Source organism: Bradyrhizobium sp. CCGUVB23, from assembly GCF_024199885.1.
GTDB lineage: Bacteria > Pseudomonadota > Alphaproteobacteria > Rhizobiales > Xanthobacteraceae > Bradyrhizobium.
Genome location: NZ_JANADQ010000001.1, coordinates 2326174 through 2345050, shown reverse-complemented (window position 1 = coordinate 2345050; position 18877 = coordinate 2326174). Strand labels below are relative to the sequence as shown.

The window sequence follows — 18877 nt, the reverse complement described above, 5'->3', positions numbered from 1 at the left end:
AACGTGACGCATCACTCTCCACCCGCATGGCCTGTCGGTTCACTACTGCGCCGGCCTGCGGACGATGTCGTTGTTGCACCTACTGACGTCGGCGAGCGAGCGACGACATCGATCATGCCCATGCCGAGCTGTCGGTTCTGCGGCTGTCGGTTGTCGCTGTTCCTTCGTACCGGCTTCGTGCGTCGCCGGGGGCCTCGTCATGCTCACCCCTATGGAGGCCGAGACCCGACCGATGACCGTTACCCCTGAATTGGAAGCGCAGATCCTGCGTCTGTATCACGTCGAGAAATGGCGCTGCGGCACCATTGCGAAGCAGTTGCACGTTCATCACACGACCGTGCATCGCGTCCTGACCCAGGCCGGACTGCCCAGGAATAGGCCGATATTGCGCCCCACGAAGATCGAGCCCTATCTGCCGATCGTCCTGAAGACGCTGGAGCAGTTCCCCGCACTCACGGCCAGCCGCCTGTATGCGATGATGCGTGAGCGCGGCTACCGCGGGTCGCCCAGCTACTTCCGGCACCTGATCGCTCTGCACCGTCCACGCAAGCCAGCCGAGGCGTTCCTGCGGCTGCGCACGTTGCCGTCTGAACAAGGGCAGGTGGATTGGGGGCACTTCGGTCACATCGAGATCGGTCGCGCCCGCCGTCCGCTGATGGCGTTCGTCATGGTGCTGTCGTACTCGCGCGACATCTACCTGCGCTTCTTCCTCGATGCGCGCATGGAAAACTTCCTGCGCGGCCACATCGGCGCGTTCAACACATGGTGTGGGCTGCCCCGGGTCCTGCTCTACGACAATCTTAAGAGCGCGGTGCTCGAGCGCCAGGGCGATGCGATCCGATTCCATCCCACGCTGCTTGCCTTCGCCGGCCATTATCGGTTCGAGCCGCGTCCTGTCGCGGTTGCCCGGGGCAACGAAAAAGGCCGTGTCGAGCGCGCTATACGGCATATCCGGGAGGCATTCTTCATCGCCCGCAAGTTCACCGATCTCGACGAGCTGAATGCCCAGGCCGAACAATGGTGCCGATCCGAAGCGGCGGACCGACCATGTCCGGAGGATCGCGAGATGACAGTACGCCAGGCGTTCGCAAAGGAGCAACCACTGCTTCTGCCGCTGCCCGCCAACCCGTATCCCGTTGAGGAGCAGGTCGCCGTGAAGGTCGGCAAAACGCCCTATGTGCGGTTCGACCTGAACGACTACACGGTTCCCCATACCCATGTTCGGCGCATGCTGAGCGTGCGGGCCGATCTCAGCCAGGTCCGGATCTTCGACGGCGCGCAAATGATCGCCAGTCACCGTCGCAGCTATGATCGTGGCCAAGAGATCGAAGACCGACGACACCTGAAGGATCTCGCCGAGATCAAGCGTGAGGCGCGCCAGCATCGCGGCCTCAACAGCCTCACCCGAACCGTGCCGGTCTGTCAGACCCTGATGATCAGGGCCGCCGAACGTGGCGCCAACATCGGTGCGCTCACGACCGCGCTGCTGCGGCTGCTCGATCGCTACGGCGCAACGGAATTGCAGGCCGCCGTCGAGGACGCTTTGCGTGCGGGCTCCGTCCATGCGGCGACGGTCCGCGCCGCACTCGAACGTCGGCGCCTTGAGCGTGGTGAACCGCCGCCCGTCGAAACCAGCCTGCCCGAACATGTGCGGCGCAAGGATACAACGGTCCGGCCGCACCGCCTCGACAGCTACGACCAACTGACCCCTTCTGGAGATAACGACGATGAGCACTGATGATGCCCTGCTGAACCGCGCCAAGGCGCTGCGCCTCAACGGCCTGGTCGAACACTGGGACGAAATCGCCGGCGCCCCATGGCTGGCCCCCATGCTGCAATGGGAGGAGGAGGAACGTGCCCGGCGCTCGCTGCAGCGACGCCTGCGCGACGCCAGGATCGGTCACTTCAAACCGATGGCCGATTACGACTGGCTCTGGCCCAGGCGCCTCGACCGCGCCGCAGTGGAGCAATTGATGTCGCTGTCCTTCATGAACGACGCAACCAACATCGTCTTCGTCGGACCAAACGGCGTCGGCAAATCGACCCTCGCGCAGAATATCGCCTACCAGGCGCTCATCGCCGGTCACTCGGTCTTGTTCCGATCGGCCAGCGAAATGCTCGGCGAGCTTGCCGCCCTCGACAGCGATACCGCTTTGCGCCGAAGGCTCCATCACTACGCCGCCGCCGACGTTCTGGCGATCGACGAGGTGGGATATCTATCCTACTCGAACCGTCACGCAGACCTGCTGTTCGAACTCGTCAGCCGGCGCTATCAGGCCCGCTCCACAATCGTGACCACCAACAAGCCCTTCGCCGCATGGACGGAGGTCTTCCCAAATGCCGCATGCGTCGTCAGCCTCGTCGACCGCCTCGTGCACCGATCCGAGGTGATCTCCATCGACGGCGAATCCTACCGCCTCAAGGAAGCTCTGGAACGCGCCGAGGCCCAGAGCACACAGCATCGAAGCCGGCCCGCCAGTACCAACGAGAAGGAGCACGTTGCATGACCAGAAACCACCATCAACCATCCGGCCTCAACTTCGGGATCAGCTTCCTCATCAATCCCGAATGGACCCCGGAGCAGGCGCTCGCTGTCCACGAGCTCCTCAAGGATCTATCCGACAGCATCTGGTCGCACTACTGCCTCAAGATCCAGGAACTCATCCAGGAGCAACAAGCGCCGGCCGATCACCGCGACGACGAAGAGCAACCACACTCCTTCTGAAACACACACCACTGCGACACTCGGCGGCGGCCTTTGCGGGCCGCCTTTTTAGTTCCCTCACCATCCTACCGCCCATTCTTGTCGTCATTTTTGTGCGGATTTAGAAAGTCACCAACACCTGTCCCACGTCAATGTTCGCAAATCATAGCTTTGCAATCGTCGGCTCGGGAAAGAAGGCCTTTCATCATTTCATGGTCGATGGCGACGATCTTGACGACGTCGGCTAAGGCTGCAGATTTCGCCAGATCGAGCAACGATGCATGACAACACTCTAAGGCACCAGCGCGATCCTCGCGCGAATGACGCCGCACCGAGGCTTGATCTGGGGCTGCGCAGTCCTGGCCATCGATTTTGGAGCGCTTGCGATTATTGATGGCTATGTTGACGTTCGTGTGAGCGCCGTCGCGAGCGTTGGGATCGTGTTCGCGGCACTCGCAGTCCAGCATATTACATTCACGAACTGGTTTTCTCGGGCTCGCCCGGCCGGGCAACGCGGGCACAGATGTCGCGTTCCTGACTTCGGTGATGTCGGCGTTCGCGTTGGTGGCTTCGCAGCGAGTGGATTGATCGCGGCGAGATTCGGCTAAGCGGTCACGCTGATATTGCCGGGCCTCGGCTATGCTTTCTCGGCCTTGCTCGCTGCGGCATTGCTCCGCCAATCTGACACTGCGGTGCCTGGCGAGGGACTGATGCTCGGGCACACGCAGTCGAGCGGATTTGCGACCAGAAGCGTTTTGGATTCCCCAATCAGGCCGGTTCTGATCCAAGCTTCCTGCTGGCGAAGGAAGCCCGCAAAGCCGACATCACGTCTCTGCCGACCATGGCAGGTTCGATGCAGGTCCACTCCATTTGCGCGGCGCCAAGATCCGCGACCATGACAAGGGGGCCGCACATGGCGGCCACGACATCCTGAGAGCCTTCATGGCGGTCCAATCGGCAAAACAGCATGGACACCCCCTTGCAACTGGATGGCCGCTTCACAGCTCAAGCCCGTGGTCCGCGAGCACCTGACGCGTCAGCGCGCCCTTGATCTCGCGAGCGATCTCGTCACGGACCTGGACTCCGAACTGCCGCTCGGCATCTCTGTTGCCGATCAGGTCATGATCGGCAAGCCGTTGCTGGAGGCGGCTGTCGAACTCTTCGCCCATCGCTTCGACGAGCCGATCCTGCATCTGTGCATGGGCTTCGGGGACGATCCGGCTCATCACCGTCTCCCAGGGCTGCCACCGGGTTGCCAGATAGTCGGCGAACCCCGTCGCCTCCTCCTCGCGCACCCGCGTCTCGGCCGTGCTGAGATCGTCGTCGGTAACCCATGAGACGCCGAAGAAGCGCATGTCCGGGGCGATGTGCCGTAGCTCCAGCTTCTCGCGCAGCTTGACCTGATAGGCGAGATAGACCTCGATCTCGTCGACAAAGCGGAGCGAGTTGACCTTCTCCCGGGCGATTCCCTCGAGCGCGCCCAGGCGGAACAGAATGCGGCCTTGTTCGACGAGATCACCGAGCCGATGGTCATAGGCGCCGCCCTCGACGTCAGCGCTCAGACGTGCGCTCTGCATGCCGTTCCAGGTCAAAGTGATGCGATCCTCGCAGCTCTCGCTCGCCCCGAAGGCCAGCTGAAAGTACTGCTGGCGCAATTGCGGCCTCATCGCCGCCTGCTGCAGATCTTCGATCACGGCCTGCCGGAACTGGGGATTGCCAGAATTCACGGTGTCCCGCAGCCTGTCGAGAAAGCGCGCGTATTCGGGAGCACCCGCCTCCTCGGCGAAGTTCTGCCAGGCGGCCAATGACTCGGGCGCCTCGTCGAGCCAGTCCGCCACCACTTCGGGCAGCGGCCGCGCCTGAGTTTCCGCGATTGCCTCGTCCATCGAAAAGAAGACCCGAGGACCGACATAGCCTGGCGCATTCATGGCTGCTGCCAGATTCGTCCGCACCCGCTCGGATAGCGGATTATTCTCCAGATAAGCCATACACCCAGAACCCAGCTGCGTTAGCAGGGACTCCGGCAGGCTGGCCAGCCGGTTGTCGCGCGCCTCGAGCACCTGGAGCTCGGCCGGGAGGGTCTCGGGCAGACTGGTCAGCCGGTTGCCGCTGGCATGAAGCCTCTGGAGCTCAGGCGGGAGAGTATCGGGCAGGCTAGTCAGCTGGTTGTCGCGGACGAAAAGCAACTGGAGCTCGGAGGGGAGGCTCTCGGGCAGGCTGGTCAGCCGGTTGCCGTCGGCTTCGAGCTCCTGAAGTTCGACCGGGAGGGTCTCAGGCAGGCTGGTCAGCCGATTGCCGCGGACATCGAGGTCCTGGAGCTCGGCCGGCAGGGTTTCTGGTAGGCTGGTCAGGTGGTTGCTGCCGACGGCGAGTGTCTGTAGGCCCTCCGGAAGTGTTACGGGCAGGCTGGTCAGCTGGTTGCCAGCGATGGCGAATGACTGAAGGGCCGCCGGCAGGATGTCAGGCAGACTGATCAGACGATTGTTGCCGACTTCGAGCGTGCGGAGTTCGGCCGGAAGGGTGTCGGGCAGGTGCATCAACTCGTTGTCGCTCACATTGAGCATCCGCAGATCGGAAGGGAAGGCGGCGGGCAAGGTCGTCAGGCGCAGGTATGACAGCTCCAGCCGTGCATAGACGTCGCCGGCCTCTCCCCAGGCTTTGATTCGTCTTACCGCTTCTTGCCGCTCCTCGTCTTCTGTCTGCCCCTCCTCGCCAGCCCAACTGTTCAGGATATCGTCAAGCTGCGATTGCCGGAGGATGGGGTTTTCAACGTTCTTCGGTTCGCCGGTAGGGCCGGCGGGAGAGGCCCGCCCGTCGCTCGAGGCTTCGTCCCACTGCGCCGCTGCCGGGGTGAGCCAGTGCCCCTCTGAAGTATTGCCATCGCCCGACCGAGGCTGTCGGTCGAGGCTCGATGCCTCGAGATTATGGTCCCAAGAAGCTGTGGGGGTCGTTGGCCACTCATCGTCGGCCTCCGCCCACGAATACTCCTCCTGATCGACACGATGCATCGGCAAGTGGACAGCTGAATCCATGCTGTGCCAATAGTCCGTCAGACTGAAACTGCTGGCTGGCAACTGGCCACTGCGATTGGCGGCCGCAAAAACCACATGCTGATTGTCCCTCTGTTCAGAGGTGACGGGCGGATTGGAGGGCAACCGCGAGGTGCCTTCCCCGACGTGGTCTAGCCAGTCCGCATCTCGGTTCGACACAACATAAGGATGGTCGCCGCGACGATTTGGATTGCGGGGCGGGCGCTCGCGCAGGTGCAACTCGTTCAGGTTCTGCTGAAACCCCGTTTGGTCCACGCGAGACTGTTGCAGCTCGTCGTGGTCCGTCCCGGCGAAATCCGGGGTCTCGAATGGGTTGACATTGTTGAGCGGATCCATCCCATTCTCCTTCAGATCCGAACAATTAACGCTGGACCCAGATCGACACCTTCTCGCTAAGAGGCTTAGCTTTCGAGAAGCTGACGAGGAATCCGAATGACAGCTACTGTCCTGCCGGGTCTCCGCCGGACCGTTACCGCTTAACTGCCCACGCTGCAGCTCGACATACCTTTGCCGGACCGTGCCGGCGTTTCGAGAAGCCGACTTCTATAGCCTCTCTCAAGAACGTCCGCGCTTGTGCGCGCCGGCAACGTTCATGTTGGGAAACCGCGATTTCGGTAACATCAGCCAACAGGACATCACCGGCTAAATCGAGCGCCACTCCCGCGAGGTGATGGTATGACGAGGTGCAGGTGCAAGTAAGCCTCTCGCGGCAGCGCCAGGGAATCAGAGATTGCGCAAAAGTTTGCAATCTGTCACTCCAGTTCGATAGCCAGCACCGCGAACCCTGTTCTGCAACCCATGACACGCGAGCCGCGTCCATCGCCGTTGTCGAATGCCCGCCACCTAGAAGCCGATGCAGATGCTCACCTAGCGCGTCAGCTGGCGCGACCATCAATCTCCGCCCACCTGAGCAGCAGCCTGAACGCGCTGCCACGCAACTTCACCGACACGAGGCAAATTTCCATGTATGGCCGAATCCATGGCTCATCCAGCCAGTTCAGCAACGATAGCCACGCTGATGAGGCGGGATATTCGGCAGATAGCCACAGCTTCTTGCAAACGCTTGAAAACATCCACTTGGAATCGAACTCACACGCTGGCTCGTCTTCGTCGCGGGCGTACTCCCTGGTCGACCGCCCCCCTGTCGTGGAGCTCTCAAAGCGCTCATTTGCTGAACAGGCAAAGGCTTACCATGGCGATGAGATCAAGCATATTGCTGCGAACCCACAAGAGTACTCGCCTCACATATCCGACAAGGCCAAGCGCACAAAAAAGGTCGCTAAGAAATACGGAACCACGCAATACGATACCGCGAACGCGCGCTATTTCAGATATCAGCTCGGCAACAAGAGTGTCGGTCTTCTGAGAACGGAGGGCGGATTTGCGATGCGCGACGTGTTTGCAGAAGAACAGTGGCGGAAATCGTTCCCCGGACGAAACGAAGTCACGTCCACCGTAGATCTTCAGATTGTTCATCCGCTCGTCGATAACGCGGGCGATATCCTACTGGAACATCAGCTTCGGCTCGACGGCGATAACGCGTTGCTCCATTCTCGTCCTGCCAATCGAGAAGCCAGAGCCCGCTCGCTGCAGTTGGGCTTTGTTGATGTAGATGCCGATAACATGGTGCTTGATCCCACCCAGCATCCCGAAAAGTGGATCAAAAATCGGGACGACGAATGGCAGCGGGCGGACAAGCCGGGCCTATACTTATCCAAAGCTGAGGACGGTGATAGCCAGAGTGAAACACCGCGCGTCCAGTCCGAGGATGAGTATGACTTTATGTAGGGATCGCTTTCGGATTCCTGGCAGACCAGTCGCGATGGAGAGGACCGAGCCGGCAAACTTGTCGGTTGCTCATTGAAGGCGGCTTACTAAACGGTCGTTCGACGGTATCGGCACCATTCGGCGCTCGGTTACCGTTGCCCGATTTTGCCCACCACGGCGGCGAGGCGTGAGCCTCTCTTTTCGGTAGAAGGGATCGGATAGCTCTTCCGCTTGAGGAGAACGTGCAGGCCTCGCTAACCAAACTGGCGCCTGCGCGATCATCCTTATGTATTCGCGCTGGCGACATCATTCGCCCGTTTCGTGTGGTGTCTGTCGGTCATGCGGCATTGGGCCTGCCTTTCGTTCGGTTCTCGTCATCGGGATCCCGCGAAATTCCCCTCCCGCTTGTCTCAAAATGGGAGGCTTGAGTGCGGTCGGCGCATAAAGATATTGGTCGAGTCCGCTATTTCCGGTGGCGTGTGACGATCCTCATCGAAAATAGCTGATTTGGCGATGTGAAAAATCTTAAGGTGCCAATCTCACTGCATCACCTCATGGATTGTGAATGGTTGCCGCAAGGCCTGTCATCCAAAGGGCGCGACGGGTCGGCCGGCGCCGACGGCATGAGGTGACGAACGGCCAGGCGAACTTAAAAAGGCCGATCCTGACAACCTCTTGGCTTGGACCAAATCCCGGCGGAGAATCGCGCCGCCAGTGCAACGGCACTTCAGCCTGGGCGGATGGTTGCCGAACGGCGACCGGCCATCCCGATACTGGAAGACAAGGTGGCGCAGCGGCAATTCGCCTGTGTAGAGCCGATTTACGAGACGCGTTGCCATCCTTGTACGGTGTCTGACCGGGACGATCGGTCCAAGCTCCCTGCACAACCCAGCGTAACGGGCTCATTGAGGGGGCGGCTGCTGAACAGGAATTCGGCAACAAGCGCGCCTCAATATCATCTTTGGCCCGCCGTGTGCGCGGGCAAGGCGCCGTCCTGGCGCGGGGTATCTGAAGAAGAGGGGCTTTCAGTTCGCCCATCTCGAACAACTGTCGCTGAGGACCCGCGATATAGCATCAGCACAGAGTCCCGCGACGGCATCTGGGCGGAGCGTGGTCGCGCCTGCGCCTCCGCCACAAGACCATTGAGCGTCTGTTCCACGAGTGCGATGAAGCGTGGCGGACCGGAGACAAGGACGAGGCCATTTCCCGGTGCCGGTCTCAAGATGTAGCGCTCGTCAGAAATGTTGAGCGTATCCAGGGTCGCCTTGAGCGCATCGAAGCTGATTGAAGTTAGAAGAAGCAGACGAGTTTGCGCTTCCTTTGCGGTAGACACGTAAAGCATGAGCCCATCGTAATACCATTGAAGATTGTAGAGCTGCGTCAGATGATCGAGGAACTCGCGCGGTGGCAGATCCGGCATGTGCCCGCGAATCCGTCCCTTCACCTCGGCGCTGACGGTGACTCTGATATTGAGGTTGTTGCCGAATTCCTGCAACGCGGCAGAAAGCTCCTGATCTAGAACCGTATAGCGATAAGCGGTCGAGGGTAGCGACAGGGATGCGCCGAGCGCCATCTGTATTCCGCTTGAAACGAAAACGCCGAAACAGAGGACTCCGTTCAAAACGTAACGGATAATGAATCGAATGAGCATTCACGGGTTCTCTTTGACCTAAACCAACAGGAGTAACGTTGCCTAAACGTGAACGCGAAACGTGATCTTTAGATGACCATGAACGGGCGAACTCGTCAGCTTTTCGTCAGCTGGCCTCTCTAGAACGTTGAACCGTTAATGGGCTTGAGCGGCTGGTCGCATCACATCTCGAAGAGAGCGAGGTCGAAGAAAGCGAGGTCTTTCCATGATGATGTTAGGCGCTGCGCCGATGTCTCACACTCTAACCGAAGGTCTGTCCAAGACCTGTTCGGCAACAGCGGTCGACCAACAGGCCCAGTTTCAACAGAGTCTTTTGCAGGCGGCTTCAGTTCAAGACACTGCGCCGCCAGTGGCAGGACCTCCAGTGACAGAAGTGGCGCCAGTTCCGCCGACATCCGAGGTATCACGTACAACAACGCAGGCGAGCCCGCTCGGCGATCGCATCCTCCAAAATCTTTCGTCGATGTATCGGGTCAACGCAGTTCCAAAGGGTGCGGAGCCTGGGCCGGCGTCGGAGCCCCTTTTGCTGAAGCCGGGCGCGGCAGAAACACGTGAGCCGGTCGCCCCCCATGGCCCAGGTGATTTCGAAGCGATGATGGCGAATCTAAAGGATGTTTCTGACGGCGTCATTCAGGTTACGCTCATTTCAAATGGTATCGGCAGCCTCGGTTCATCCCTGAACAAGCTGATGTCGGCCGGCTGAGTGGGGCGAATGATTGGTTCAATCTGTTGTCGCCAAAGCGGCCAGGCTCGTCCATCCAACAAGCGATTTCGCGTTGTGGCCCTGCTGCCGCTGCTGCTTCTCCTTGTCGGTTGCAAAGCCGATCTCTACACCAAAGTGCAAGAGCGTGAGGCGAACGAGATGCTTGCGGTCCTCCTCAAGAACGGGATCGATGCGGTCCGCGTTGCTGCTAAGGACGGGACCAGCACGATCCAGGTCGAGCAGAATCAGATTGCCTCCTCAATCGACCTGCTGAATGGAGAAGGGTTGCCGCGCCATGCTTTCAAGAGTCTCGGCGAAGTGTTCAACGCGGGGGGGCTGATTGCTTCGCCGACCGAGGAACGAGCCCGTTACGTCTATGCGCTGAGCGAGGAATTGTCGCGCACGATCAGCGATATCGATGGTGTCCTCTCAGCACGCGTCCATGTTGTTCTGCCGAAGAATGAGCTGTTACGACGTGACACCACGCCATCTTCAGCGTCGGTTTTCATCCGGCATGACTCGAGGGCAAATCTCTCAATTCTGCTGCCGCAGATCAAGATGCTCGTCGCCAACAGCATCGAGGGCTTATCCTATGACAAGGTGGCTGTGGTTTTCGTGTCGGTCGAACGGCCTGCACTGGAACCGCGGCCGGCGCCTGCAGCCGGTTTCGCCCAAGCATCAGGATTGATTTCAACGCCGTTGCTTGCGGTCGGCATGGGTCTCGGCGGCTCTGTATTCGGCGTACTATCCTACGTCTTGCTGAGCGCTCGTATGCGTCAGCGCAGGCAATCAGCTCACAAAGTGGGCAGGGTTCCGGGGCGTTCGGGTGTGTCCGCCATCGAGGCCGTGCGCAAAGCGATCAACCTTAATGCGGCGTAGTGTGGGTTCCGATATGGCGAGACCGAAGCCATCCGCCGAGCGGCATCGTCCGCTCAAATTGCCCTCCGTAGGTGTTCGTGAGCTTGCCGCCTCGATTCATCCGACCCGCCTTGCCGCGCGTCTTGACACGAACCTCTCGGCTGCGACGTTGCTACGGCTGCAGAAGAGTCCCAGGCTGCAGCTAAGATTGCCGGGGTTGCTGCTCGGCAATGACATGGACTTGAACGGAAGTGACTTCGGGCCAGACCCTCTCTTCGGACGTGATCCGAGCAGGGCTGCTCGGCTCGCTGGCGGTATCTGGCATGCCCGTTCGCTGACAAGGCTGATTTCAAAGCACGATGTCACTATTCTGATCGGGCGCATCGGCACCGAGGTGCAGGCTTTCGGAATCCGACATGCAGCGCATGCGGTTTCGACCGGAGTTATTGCCGATCCGGAGCAACTTGCGCAAGAGATTGAGGACGATGGACATGCCTGTCTCGGCGCTTGGCTCGATGAAGTTTCTGCGCTTGATCGCCGCCGCGTGCTTCTACGCCTAGCTGTCGGAACGGCTGCGGACAATCCTGCCACTGAACACCGCGATGGCGCAGGCCGATTGTTTTCCCTGGTGTTGGCCCAATTGGCGACGGAGGCCCCAGCGGGATGATGGCCGACGACTCCGCGCCGCCCAACACGCCGCACATCCGCCCGCTTGGGCCACTGGTGGCGGCAAGCGATCTTAAGATCTGGCAGAACGCCGTCGAGGCGTGTGCCGCAGCAGAGCGGCATCTAGCGCGGGTTCGCACCTGGGCGCGCAGAGCTTATCAGAAGGAGCGAGCGCGCGGTCATGCCGAGGGGGTGAAGGCCGGCACCGAGGAAATGGCACAACTGATCGCTCAGGCTGCCTCGGAACTGGCACGACGAAAAGCCGTTCTGGAGGAGGAGTTGTCGGCGCTTGTGATGGACATCGTAACCGACCTATTGGGCGCGTTCGACCCCGGCGAGATGCTGGTGAGGACGGTTCGTCACACGATGCTGCAAAAATATGGTGGGGCGGAACTTTCTCTTCATGTGTCCCCCATGGATGCAGATGCGCTTACGCGCGAATTTGCTACCTGCGACGGCCGGGAAGGTCGGCCGGCGGTCCGAATCATTCCGGATCCGGCGCTGCTTCCGCACGAATGCGTGCTGTGGAGCGAATTTGGCAATATCAATCTCGGACTTGACGCGCAGCTTCGCGCCCTGCGCTCGGGTTTTGGGTTAGATCATGAGGCAGGCGAACAGTGACGGCGCCGGGACCAAACTATGCCGGCCCTGATGGAGAGGAGACCCTGCACGCGGCGCTGGCGCGTCTTCGATCTAGAGCAGGGCATGTGGACACGCGTGCCGTACGCGGACGGATCACGCGGGCGATCGGCACGCTCATCCATGCGGTCTTGCCGGATGCTCGTATTGGAGAGCTGTGTGTCCTTCAGGATCCGCGCACCGGATCCTCGCTTCAGGCCGAGGTGATCGGTCTGTTGCACGATGGCGTGTTGCTGACGCCCATTGGTGACCTGCAAGGCATGTCCAGCCGCGCAGAAGTCGTTGCCACCGGACGGATGCACGAAGTGCCTGTCGGCCCCGATTTGCTTGGCCGGGTGATCGACAGCTTCGGCCGTCCGCTCGATGGCAAGGGCGCAGTCAAAGCCACGGAAACTCGCCCCCTGCGCGGCAAAGCGCCAAACCCGATGACGAGACGTATCATCGAGCGCCCCCTGCCACTCGGCGTTCGCGCCATGGATGGTCTTCTGACATGTGGCGAGGGCCAGCGGATCGGCATTTATGGAGAGCCTGGTGGCGGCAAGTCGACGTTATTGTCGCAGATCGTAAAAGGCGCGGCCGCTGACGCCACCGTGGTTGCGCTGATAGGCGAGCGTGGACGCGAAGTGCGTGAATTCATCGAGCGGCATCTTGGGGAGGCGGCGCTTCGCCGCACGGTCGTCGTCGTTGAGACCTCCGATCGCTCAGCGATGGAGCGGGCGCAATGTGCTTATACGGCAACCGCGCTCGCCGAATATTTTCGCGAACAAGGCCTGCGCGTCGTTCTGATGATGGATTCATTGACGCGATTTAGCCGCGCCATGCGCGAAATCGGTCTGGCTGCCGGTGAGCCACCGACCCGCCGGGGCTTTCCTCCCTCTGTCTTTGCCATGCTGCCAGGTTTGCTGGAACGCGCTGGCATGGGGGAGCACGGCTCGATTACGGCCTTCTATACCGTGCTTGTAGAAGGTGACGGCGCGGGCGATCCAATCGCCGAGGAAACGCGCGGCATTCTCGATGGCCATATCGTTCTCTCACGATCTCTTGCGGCACGGGGGCATTTCCCCGCCATCGATGTGCTGTCGAGCCGCAGCCGCATCATGGATGCCGTCGTATCTGCGCCGCATCGCCAGGCAGCATCCTTGTTCCGTGATCTGCTCTCCCGCCATGCAGAGGCGGAATTCTTGATCAAGGTTGGCGAATACAAGCAAGGCAGCGATTTGCTGACGGACCGAGCTATCGCCTCGATCGACGATCTGCGCGAGTTTTTGCGCCAGGGTGAAGACGATGCGTCTACTTTTGAGGAAACCGTTACATGGATGTGCCGTCTGACCGCATGAGTTGCATTCACGCTTCGAGATTGCGGCACGTGAAGGACATGCGTGAGCGTAGTGCTCGTAGTGAGTTGTCCAATATGGAAGCCAAACGTCATATCGCGACCTTAGCCGCGGAGCACGCATGGCAGGAACTTGCAATTGCAGAACAGCACCACACCCAGGCGGAGGCCGAGGTTTACCAGCATTTGACATCGCTCGGTACCTTGTCCGTCGTCGAACTGGATCGTTGCGAGCTCACCCTTGAGAGGCTCGCAATTGAGATCACGTCGAAACGCCAGGCGCTTGAAGACGCGCGTATCGCTCAAAAGCAGGCCGAGACAGCGGCATCGGAGAAGCGGGCGCACTGGGCCAAACGTTTCGCCGCGACTCATAAATGGCGACAAATCGAGACCGACGTTTGGCGTGCGGCCGATACCCATTCGGAAGCGACAGCTGAGCTAGAGGCCGATGATGAAGTCTTGCTTCGCTATGGGAGCGGCTTGCTCACGGCGGTGGCGGAAAGTTCAATTTGATGACAACGGCTAGTCCTGTTGGGCTGCAAAGGTGCTGTCCTGTAGACCCAGCTCCTGCAAGTCGTGCGGACGAGTACGCCAAGTACGAGCCGTCCCAGATTCTGACCCATACTCTCGTCTCGTGGCTCAATACAATCGCGGGGCTCCGCACGTCTTTGCGGAGTAACCTTGGCGATAAGCCGCTATCGGTGCGCGTGGGTCGACTTGTGTGGCAGCAGGAGCCTTCCGCTCCCTCGATGCTCGACTGCGTTTGGGGCGTTGGAGATGATGCGATTGTCTTGTCGATTCCGTATGCGCTTACCGAGGCGTTGATCTCGACAGTGCAGGGCGGCAGTAGCCTAGCTCTATTTTCCGAGCCAAGTCGTTCGCTCGTTCTCGAACTTGCACTCGAGCCGTTGCTCGCTCGTCTGGAGACTGAGACACAGCAGAAACTGCAACTTCTCCATGTCGGAAAGGCCGAGACGAAAGGGCCTTATATCGAATTTGACATCGTCTACGGCCCAGTCAAGGGCAAAGGTCGCCTGCTTCTTTTCTCGCCTCTTGATGGGCCGATACCGCCGGCGTTCCGCGCCTTAGGCGAGCTGCTCGCCAAGTTGCCGCGAGAGATGCGCAAGCTTTCCACAGAGCTACCCATCATCGTTGCAGGAGAGATCGGCGCGCTCCGCGCTTCAGCCTCGCTTCTTCGCAAGACAAGTGCAGGCGATGCTTTGTTGCCAGAGGTCATGCCATTCGCTCATGGCCAGATCATCCTCACTGCGGGTCGGTTATGGACCGCGGCAGATGTCGCCGGCAACCGCCTGATCCTGTGCGGACCATTTCATTCGCGACCGCGCCCCCTGGAGTATGCGCATATGACGACACAACCCGGTCAACTGCAGCCGCCCTCGGAAGCCGATCTCGAGGATATCGAGATCTCGCTTGTCTTCGAATGCGGCCGCTGGCCGATAACGCTGGGAGCATTGAGGAGCATCGGCGAAGGACATGTGTTCGAACTTGGCCGGCCGGTCGACGGCCCGGTCGATATCTTTGCAAACGGGGTGCGCATCGGACGTGGCGACATCGTCCGTATTGGGGACGAGCTCGGCATCAGACTGCGTGGCGGGTTAGCGGGCAATGACTGACATCCAACCAGCAATCCTGGCGCTTCTTGTCATCACGGCCGGGCTCGGCCTCCTGGTCTTCGCCGTCGTCACGACCACGGCGTTCATAAAGGTATCTGTCGTTCTCTTCCTCGTTCGCAATGCACTTGGGACCCAATCGATACCTCCGAACATCGTTCTATACGGCGCCGCATTGATCCTCACCGCCTTCACGAGCGCCCCCATCTTTGAGCAGAGCTACGATAAAATCGCCGATCTGCAGCTGCGCTATCAGACGCTTGAGGATTTTGTAACCGCTGCGAAGGAGGGGCAGGAGCCGCTGCGAGGCTATCTCAAGAAGTTCACCAATGAAGAACAACGAGACTTTTTCCTGTCCTCGACCGAACGTGTCTGGCCAGAGGAGATGCGCGGCAGAGCCACGGTCGATGATTTTGTTATTCTTGTCCCATCTTTTCTAATCTCAGAACTCAAGCGTGCCTTCGAAATCGGATTTCTACTCTATCTTCCCTTTATCACGATCGATCTGATCGTAACGACCATTCTGATGGCCCTGGGCATGTCAATGGTGTCTCCGACAGTGATATCTGTTCCTTTCAAGCTCTTTCTATTCGTGGCCATTGATGGCTGGTCGCGTCTCATGCACGGGCTCGTGCTGAGCTATACAACGCCTGGAGGTTGAGCATGGATGAGACCACTATTCTCACTCATATGAGCCGATCGCTGGTGCTTTTCATGATCTGGGTTCTGCCTCCACTCATTGCAGCGGCGGTCGCCGAAACCGTCATCGGCATCATCCAGGCGGCAACGCAGATCCAGGACCAGACATTGCCACTCACCGTGAAGCTTCTGGTCATTGTTGGGATTATCGGTCTGTTTTCTCCGGTCCTGAGCGCCCCGCTTATCGAGCAAGCCAAGCAGATCTTCACTGACTTTCCCGCGCTCACGACCGGTTACTAGGGTTAGAACTCATTAATCCTTCTGCTTTCACAATACGATATTGATTCGTTTTGAGCGAGATATCGTATTCATGAGCAGGAATCTCTTTTGGCTGAGCGATGAGCAGTGGGAGCGGATTGAACCGCATTTGCCGACGGATGTTCGAGGCAAAGAGCGAGTGGATGATCGTCGCGTCATCAGCGGGATTGTGCATGTGCTCAAAAGCGGCTGCCGCTGGTGCGATTGCCCGGAAGTCTATGGCCCGCCGACGACAATCTATAACCGGTTCGTGCGCTGGGCTCGCCGCGGTGTTTGGGAACGTCTGTTCCGAGTGCTTGCCGAAAACGGCCGGTCGCTGGATACGCAGATGATCGATTCCACTCACGTTAAAGCTCACCGTTCGGCGGCGGGCGGAAAAGGGGGGAGCAAAAGCAGGCTGTTGGCCGTTCGCGCGGAGGGCGTAACACGAAGATCCACGCACTCGCAGATGCTAAAGGGCGACTTATCGCCATCCTGTTGACCGGTGGTGAAGCCCACGATTGCCCGGTCGCGGAGCGCCTTATTCGCCGCGTGAAGCCATCGAAATGCATGCTCGGCGACAAGGCCTACGACAGTGCCGAACTGCGCGACGAGCTCGATGAACGTGGAACCAAACCGGTCATTCCCAACCGCAGCAATCGAAAGCAACCATTCAGGTTCAGCAAGCGGCTCTACAAGCTTCGCTGGCGTATCGAGAGTGCCTTCAACAGATTGAAGGACTTCAGGCGCATCGCCACCCGTTACGACCGACTCGCTCGAAACTATCTCGCCTCTGTTTGTCTCGTCGCCGCTCTTGTATGGTGGGTCTAATGAGTCCGAGCCCTAGTACCTCGTCACAGAGGTTTTGACACTTTGAGCTCGGCCTGATTTGGCGATAGGTTTTGGGTAGGTACGGCCCATTTTGTGCGCGGGCTTTCTCGGTTGTGAACATCTATTTTGTCCGGGGCGCGTTCCACTATTGCGCAACTCTCAGGATGAGAGCGTGTCACCTTGATCGTCGCCGCCCACAACGCGTTGATCGAGGGTATTTGCGGACCAGAAGCGCTGATCTCATTCTCCACGATGAGATCCAGCTGGCGCGCTTGGGGCCGTAGTGGAACGAGACCTTCACCCTGTGCCAAAGGCTGTTCACATCCAAGATCACGAACACGCTCGCGGTGCCCTTGTGCCGTACTCACAGTCGTAGTGCTCGATCTGCCCCGATTTGGGTCTGATCGGCGGGCGCATTTCGCCGATCAGTAAGCATGAACTCCAATCGAGGGCAGCGTCACTTCTGCAATAACCGCTACTTTCTGTCCTCGTCAGCTTCTCGAAAGCTAACCATCGTAGTTTGACAATGTTGGATCTCTCGGTGGCGATACTGCCTTGAGCATCATGCAACAGCTCGAACGGATATTCAACCGAGCTACGTCAAACAGCTCGGAATAGTGTGTTTCTCGCAGGTGAGATGAGGATAGAAATGGGCGGCTGCATCTCTCGGCTGAGCGGAAGTCATGACACCTCTCAGCACGATCAATACGTTCAGGAGACCGAATTTGCCGCTCACGTCCGGTCCTTACGGCCAAGCCAGTCTCGATCCATTCAACGCCAGTCGCCAGGGTCATCTCGCCCCACCGACGACGTGACGACATCGAGCGCTGACGAGGCCCCACGCATTGGCGAGAAGCTCCAATTGCTCTCCCAAACGCTGCAGCGTGCGAGGCAAGCGCAACTTTCATCTGGACTGATGGAATACGGTCAGCAGGTCGCTTCCTATTTGTCTGCCAACAAACAGCCTGACGACCAACTCCTGTCGTTGGACATTGACAATTTTCATCAATTGGCGGCCAGCTATAACCAACGCTCCTCGGACCTTAACCTTAGGCACATAGATTCGCCCGCCCAGTTTCTCGCTGCGCTGGTCCACCAGTCCTCAGATTGCGCCTGGCGCGCTGTCGTGCGACTGAAGGACGGTGAAATGCACCACGTTTCCGCCGATGTTCGGATGCGCGCGGGTGCAGCTCCGACCATCATCGTGATGGAGCCTGCCAACCTTTATACGTTCATAACTTTCTATCTTGGACTGCGGCAGCAAACGATACAACAGCTTGGAACGGAGCCGAAGTGGGCCTTTATCGATGTCGGTGCCCAGAAGTCTGCTGCAGACTGCGTAATGTTTAGTATGCAGTTTGCGCTAGCAGCATACAGGCATGCGCAAACCTTCGACCAGTGGCATGACAACCTTTATCGGCATGGAACGATAGCGGACATTAGTGGCGATCGCAGCGCCTACATGCCTTCGCCCGACGCCATGCTGGAGTTTGCACAAATCAACCTGTTCCACGGGGAGAGGTTTCTTCCGGCATTGTTTTACAAGCACTCGCACTCCAGCGGAGCAATTGAAGACGTCGCAGCTCATCAACCCCGCATTAAAGAAATAGACTTGAGCACTAGCAGGCGAGCCCCAAAAACGGAGCCATTGAGCGAACGCCTCGAAGCTTTTGCCGTTAGACGGGACTCCCGCCAGTATAGCGCATCTATAGAGACGTCGAGAGCAACAAAAATCCGCACCGCGCTGGACGGGATGCTACCCGATAGCCCAACATAGGCCGCGGGGAATCACTCTCGATAGTCGGCGCTAGAGAACTCGTTCTCGGCTGGGCAGGGGCTCACCGTCTCGCACGACAGGCTCTCATGCGCGGTCAGTTTGACCATTTGCGTGCCAGCAGCACCAACGGGAGCGGCCGGCTTGGAGGATTCGAGCAGGCGTTTGTCACCAGCAGCGCTTCTTCCTTGCCCGTGAGACCCCCGGTCCGAAAGCGAGATGCAGGACTATACTATTTTCGCGTCAGCCCCCTTGGTTCACCAAATGGTGCTGATGCTGGAACCAACTGGCGTCATCAGAAGGCAGCCGAGGACAGCTCGCAGCATCGAGGCCC

Annotated in this window: 18 protein-coding genes; 15 read left to right on the top strand and 3 right to left on the bottom strand. The window is 59.4% G+C overall.

Annotated elements, in window-relative coordinates:
* The first annotated feature begins 199 nt into the window (after nt 1-199).
* Genes istA through NLN62_RS10775 form a run of 3 tightly spaced genes read left to right on the top strand, consistent with a single transcriptional unit; the run spans nt 200 to nt 2725 of the window.
* Nucleotides 200-1738 carry an IS21 family transposase gene (istA, locus tag NLN62_RS10785; RefSeq protein ID WP_254108352.1) on the top strand — a complete coding sequence of 513 codons (1539 nt, stop codon included), beginning with the start codon at nt 200-202 and terminating at the stop codon, nt 1736-1738.
* On the top strand, nt 1728-2507 hold the full coding sequence (gene istB, locus NLN62_RS10780) for an IS21-like element helper ATPase IstB (RefSeq protein WP_254108353.1): 780 nt from the start codon (nt 1728-1730) through the stop codon (nt 2505-2507). Before istA ends, istB begins: the two co-directional genes overlap by 11 nt.
* Nucleotides 2504-2725 carry a hypothetical protein gene (locus tag NLN62_RS10775; protein ID WP_254108354.1) on the top strand — a complete coding sequence of 74 codons (222 nt, stop codon included), beginning with the start codon at nt 2504-2506 and terminating at the stop codon, nt 2723-2725. Before istB ends, NLN62_RS10775 begins: the two co-directional genes overlap by 4 nt.
* A gap of 128 nt (nt 2726-2853) precedes the next feature.
* Here NLN62_RS10775 and NLN62_RS10770 read toward each other — a convergent pair whose 3' ends face one another.
* Together NLN62_RS10770 and NLN62_RS10765 are read right to left on the bottom strand one after the other, a co-directional pair.
* Nucleotides 2854-3492: a hypothetical protein gene (locus NLN62_RS10770; protein ID WP_254108736.1), complete on the bottom strand. Its 639-nt coding sequence runs from the start codon at nt 3490-3492 to the stop codon at nt 2854-2856.
* Between the two features lie 210 nt (nt 3493-3702).
* A complete protein-coding gene (locus NLN62_RS10765; protein WP_254108735.1) occupies nt 3703-6090 on the bottom strand; it encodes an NEL-type E3 ubiquitin ligase domain-containing protein in 2388 nt (795 codons plus the stop codon).
* A 462-nt stretch (nt 6091-6552) separates the two neighbouring features.
* Between NLN62_RS10765 and NLN62_RS10760 the strand changes: the two genes are divergently transcribed.
* A complete protein-coding gene (locus NLN62_RS10760) occupies nt 6553-7542 on the top strand; it encodes an Effector protein NopP (protein WP_254108734.1) in 990 nt (329 codons plus the stop codon).
* Nucleotides 7543-8476: 934 nt separating this feature from the next.
* On the opposite strand, the gene NLN62_RS10755 is transcribed toward NLN62_RS10760, so the two are convergent.
* On the bottom strand, nt 8477-9172 hold the full coding sequence (locus tag NLN62_RS10755) for a secretin N-terminal domain-containing protein (RefSeq protein WP_254108733.1): 696 nt from the start codon (nt 9170-9172) through the stop codon (nt 8477-8479).
* Nucleotides 9173-9377: 205 nt separating this feature from the next.
* Here NLN62_RS10755 and NLN62_RS10750 point away from each other — a divergent pair, with 205 nt between their 5' ends.
* The 11 genes from NLN62_RS10750 (at nt 9378) to NLN62_RS10700 (ending at nt 18546) form a co-directional block, all read left to right on the top strand.
* Nucleotides 9378-9875 (top strand): nodulation protein NolB, encoded by a 498-nt coding sequence (locus NLN62_RS10750; RefSeq protein ID WP_254103305.1) that lies wholly within the window; start codon nt 9378-9380, stop codon nt 9873-9875.
* 9 nt (nt 9876-9884) lie between these two features.
* Entirely contained in the window at nt 9885-10754 is an 870-nt protein-coding gene (gene sctJ, locus NLN62_RS10745; RefSeq protein WP_254108732.1) for a type III secretion system inner membrane ring lipoprotein SctJ, read from the top strand.
* A gap of 13 nt (nt 10755-10767) precedes the next feature.
* Nucleotides 10768-11400, top strand: coding sequence for a nodulation protein NolU (locus NLN62_RS10740; protein ID WP_254108731.1), 633 nt, complete (start codon nt 10768-10770; stop codon nt 11398-11400).
* Nucleotides 11397-12020 (top strand): type III secretion system stator protein SctL, encoded by a 624-nt coding sequence (sctL, locus tag NLN62_RS10735; RefSeq protein WP_254103308.1) that lies wholly within the window; start codon nt 11397-11399, stop codon nt 12018-12020. Before NLN62_RS10740 ends, sctL begins: the two co-directional genes overlap by 4 nt.
* Before the next feature lie 44 nt (nt 12021-12064).
* The gene (gene sctN, locus NLN62_RS10730) at nt 12065-13375 is read left to right on the top strand and encodes a type III secretion system ATPase SctN (protein ID WP_254113432.1); all 1311 of its coding nucleotides are present in this window, start codon (nt 12065-12067) and stop codon (nt 13373-13375) included.
* Complete coding sequence (locus tag NLN62_RS10725; protein ID WP_254108730.1) at nt 13351-13884, top strand: hypothetical protein; 534 nt, start codon at nt 13351-13353, stop codon at nt 13882-13884. The genes sctN and NLN62_RS10725 overlap by 25 nt, the downstream gene beginning before the upstream one ends.
* Before the next feature lie 236 nt (nt 13885-14120).
* Complete coding sequence (sctQ, locus tag NLN62_RS10720; protein WP_371932957.1) at nt 14121-15005, top strand: type III secretion system cytoplasmic ring protein SctQ; 885 nt, start codon at nt 14121-14123, stop codon at nt 15003-15005.
* Nucleotides 14998-15663, top strand: a complete 666-nt coding sequence (gene sctR, locus NLN62_RS10715; RefSeq protein ID WP_254108728.1) for a type III secretion system export apparatus subunit SctR — start codon at nt 14998-15000, stop codon at nt 15661-15663. Before sctQ ends, sctR begins: the two co-directional genes overlap by 8 nt.
* A gap of 2 nt (nt 15664-15665) precedes the next feature.
* Nucleotides 15666-15941, top strand: coding sequence for an EscS/YscS/HrcS family type III secretion system export apparatus protein (locus tag NLN62_RS10710; protein WP_027522073.1), 276 nt, complete (start codon nt 15666-15668; stop codon nt 15939-15941).
* Nucleotides 15942-16011: 70 nt separating this feature from the next.
* Nucleotides 16012-16769 (top strand): IS5 family transposase gene (locus NLN62_RS10705; protein WP_254108727.1). Its coding sequence is split into 2 segments (ribosomal slippage): nt 16012-16351 and nt 16351-16769, totalling 759 coding nucleotides; the frame shifts between segments, so codons are not numbered across the junction.
* A gap of 862 nt (nt 16770-17631) precedes the next feature.
* Nucleotides 17632-18546: a YopJ family acetyltransferase gene (locus NLN62_RS10700; RefSeq protein WP_305881667.1), complete on the top strand. Its 915-nt coding sequence runs from the start codon at nt 17632-17634 to the stop codon at nt 18544-18546.
* Nucleotides 18547-18877: the final 331 nt, after the last annotated feature.